This window comes from bacterium, from assembly GCA_020440705.1.
Taxonomy (GTDB): domain Bacteria; phylum Krumholzibacteriota; class Krumholzibacteriia; order LZORAL124-64-63; family LZORAL124-64-63; genus JAGRNP01.
Genome location: JAGRNP010000213.1, coordinates 1 through 3,141 on the forward strand (window position 1 = coordinate 1; position 3,141 = coordinate 3,141).

Here is a 3,141-nt window from a genome sequence, read left to right on the forward strand (position 1 = left end):
CTAGAGCCGCGCCACGCCGATCCAGGCCGCGTGCATGGCGGCCACCATGGCCAGGAAGACGACTCGGGCGCGGCGCGGCTGCAGACCGGGAAAGTGCAGGGCGATGCTGCCGGTGGGGCAGTTGCTCAGGCAGTCGCCGCACAGGGTGCACGCCTCGCCGGGACGCCGCGCCGCCACGTCGGCCGGGTACAACGCGTCGTAGCGGCAGGCCGGGGTGCAGGCGCCGCAGTCGGTGCAGGCGTCGCTGATCTTCAGGCGCCAGGGGGAAACCTTGCCCAGGCGCGTCGCGACCCAGCCCATGGGGCACCAGGCCGTGCAGTGGGTCATGTGCCCCCGCCGGCGCGACCACAGCACCATCAACCCGATGCCCACCAGGCCGAACGAGGCCGCGAGCCAGCCGGCGACGAAGGTGCCCACGCCGAGGCGGCCGAGACCGAAGGCCGTCGCCATCACCACCAGCAGCACGGCCACGCGCATGCGGTTGCGCCAGGGCGGCAGCGCGCCGGGCCGGCGCTGCGTCCGCGCGAAGCGGTCGTCCCAGGCGCCGATGTAGCACAGCCACGAGCACCAGGCCGGACCCACCAGCAGCACCGACGACGTGAACAGGATCGCCATGAACAGCCCGCCGCCCCGGTACAGGGGCCCCGCCGCGATGAGGGCCGGGACGGGCAGGTGCAGCTTGCCGGTCATGAGCAGCTTCTCCAGGCCCGCGAGGCCGAGCACGAGCTGGGTGAAGAACACGAGGGAGAACACGAACCACACCCGCGGCCGCAGCTTCCTGATCCGCCGCGCATCGCCGCCGAGGCGGTCGCTCAGCCAGCCGGCGTAGAGGGCCAGGCCCACCAGCTCCCACCAGCCGCCGGCGGGCAGGAAGCGCTCGAGCAGCAGCCCGGCCGGATCCATGTTCAGCTGCACCGGCACCAGGATGACCAGGGCGAAGAGGAAGGCGCCGAGCCCCGGCCCCGCCGGATCGGTGGCCGGCAGCTGGGCGCGGCGGCCGCGGGTCTCGAGCACGAGTCCGGCCACGGCGGTCGCCGCGGCCACGGCCCCGAGGATCAGGGCCATCCGCTCCCAGGGCAGTCCGAGCTGCCGCCGGATCTCCACGAACCGCAGCACCGTGAGCACCCATTCGGCGGCGCCGGCGAGCAGGAGCACCTGGAGGGCGCGGTCGACCCAGCGTCGCCGCAGGAAAAGCAGTCCCGGCACGCTCAGCCACAGGCCCACGAGGCCGGGTTCGCCGCCGCGGAAATGGTGCGCTGCGAGCACCAGGGAGACCAGCAGGATGGGGATCAGCCGCACGATGCGCATGGTTCGCGAACCCTCCGTCCAGGGGATGAGGGCAAAATAGGATAAAGTTATCCAGAAAGCCAGGCGGATCTCGCGCCGGGGTCCGGTGGCATCAGCGGCGGAGGGGTTTGAGCGGGCGGAAGCCCTCCTGCGGCCCGACCTGGCCCATGAAATGGGCGCCGCGCTGGGCCGAGCGGGCGAACTGGGCGCCCCAGGTCCAGGAGCCGCCCCGCGAGGAGCGCAGGAACTCGCCGGTCTCCGGTCCGGCCGGGTCGAGATCCGGGCTCGCCTTGTAGTAGTCCTGGGCGTACCAGTCGTTGCACAGCTCCCACACGTTGCCGTGCATGTCGTACAGGCCGAATGCGTTGGGCGCGAGGCCGCCGACGGGGCGGGTCCAGCCGTCGGAGTTGAAGCAGTACCAGCCCTGGTACTGGAGGCTGTCCGCGTTGCATTCGATCGTGGCGATGTGGCTGCCCGCGTAGGACGTCTTGCTGCCGCCCCGCGCCGCGTACTCCCACTCGGCCTCGGTGGGCAGGCGGTAGCCCCGGGCGTTCTCCAGATCGACCTCCCAGGTGGTCTGGTCGTAGGCGGGTTCGAGGCCCTCGCGCAGGCTGAGCCAGTTGCAGTAGGCCGCGGCGCCCCACCAGGTCACGTACTTCACCGGGTGGTCCGGATTCAGGCCGAAGCCCACGTCGTACAGCAGCAGACGCTCGGTGCGGCGGTCGAAGTCGATCTCGCAGCCGTTGATCATCGAGAGGAAGAAGTTCTCGCCGTTGCCCGTGTCGCGCAGCACGTAGATGGTGTCGCCGGTGGTCGACGCCACCCGCGACGTGATGTGCAGCAGCCCCGCATCCATGGCCCACTGGGCCATCTCCAGGTACTGGGCGTTGGTGACCTCGGTGGCCTGGAGGTGGAAACCGCGCGAGATGGTGACCGGGTGCAGGTGCTCCACTTCGCCGCGGCCCAGCTCATCCTCGGGACTGCCCATGAGGAACGAGCCCGCCGGCACGGTGACGAAGCCCTCGGGGGGCAGGTCGGGCGTGGGGGCGGGGCGCACGGGGTCGTCGTGGGAGCAGCCGCCCGCCAGCACGACACAGAGGAGTCCGATGGTCAGGGCGAGGGCCGGGACCAGGTTGGTGCGGGGGCGAACGGTCATGGGCGAACGACCTTTCTCGTAGCGGTCCCGGTCATGCCGGTCGGAAGTCGACCCAATGAGGATAGAAACGGCCCGTTTCCGTGTCAATCGGTCCCGGTGTCGGGCGTCCAGCCGAACCAGGTCTCGGCCAGGGCCACGTGGGCCACCTCGTCGGCGGCGATCCGCTCGAAAACGGCTGCCGTGGCCGGATCCGAGCCCGCCAGGGCCCGGGAGGTGCGCAGGCCCGCCTGGCGACCGCGCTCCTCCGCGGCGGCGATGAGGATGCAGAACTCCTCGGCGGTGGCGCACGCGGTCAGGGCGCGCCAGAGGCCGAGCGAGACCGGCCGGGCGTCGAGGTCCTGGCCGAGTTCGGCCATGCGGGCCACGATGAGCCCGTAGTGCTCCTGCTCTTCGGGCACCTGGGCGCGCCAGGCGGCGCGCAGCCCCGCGGGGGCGTCGGTGAAGTGGTCGGCGGCCCAGGTGAAGGCGGCCACGGCCTGCTTCTCGGCGAAGGCGGCGGCGCGCATGCGGTCGCCGAGCCCCTCGGGCGTGCCGACGGGGCGGGGGCGGGGCGGCCGTTCGCCGGGGCCGCAGACGTGGAAGGGGGCGGTGTCCATGGCACGACCCTACCGCATCGCCGTCGCCGCGGCAACCGGCGGGCCGCGGCACATTCCTGAAACAATCCGGCCCCGGACGTCGTTAAGTCGGGCGGAAGAGGC

The 3,141-nt window shown here is 72.1% G+C and carries 3 protein-coding genes; all 3 read right to left on the minus strand.

Translation table 11 applies throughout. The annotated features are described in order from the left end of the window. On the minus strand, nucleotides 1–1,308 hold the full coding sequence (locus KDM41_17655; protein MCB1185247.1) for a 4Fe-4S binding protein: 1,308 nt from the start codon (nucleotides 1,306–1,308) through the stop codon (nucleotides 1–3). A gap of 91 nt (nucleotides 1,309–1,399) precedes the next feature. Continuing rightward, nucleotides 1,400–2,443 (minus strand): SUMF1/EgtB/PvdO family nonheme iron enzyme, encoded by a 1,044-nt coding sequence (locus KDM41_17660; GenBank protein ID MCB1185248.1) that lies wholly within the window; start codon nucleotides 2,441–2,443, stop codon nucleotides 1,400–1,402. An 83-nt stretch (nucleotides 2,444–2,526) separates the two neighbouring features. Then, the gene (locus KDM41_17665) at nucleotides 2,527–3,039 is read right to left on the minus strand and encodes a DUF455 family protein (protein ID MCB1185249.1); all 513 of its coding nucleotides are present in this window, start codon (nucleotides 3,037–3,039) and stop codon (nucleotides 2,527–2,529) included. Nucleotides 3,040–3,141: the final 102 nt, after the last annotated feature.

What these genes read in the sequence shown, in the direction of transcription:
- KDM41_17655 (MCB1185247.1), bottom strand. Translation starts at nt 1,308, where the DNA reads ATGCGCATCGTGCGGCTGATCCCCATCCTGCTGGTCTCCCTGGTGCTC.
- KDM41_17660 (MCB1185248.1), bottom strand. Translation starts at nt 2,443, where the DNA reads ATGACCGTTCGCCCCCGCACCAACCTGGTCCCGGCCCTCGCCCTGACC.
- KDM41_17665 (MCB1185249.1), bottom strand. Translation starts at nt 3,039, where the DNA reads ATGGACACCGCCCCCTTCCACGTCTGCGGCCCCGGCGAACGGCCGCCC.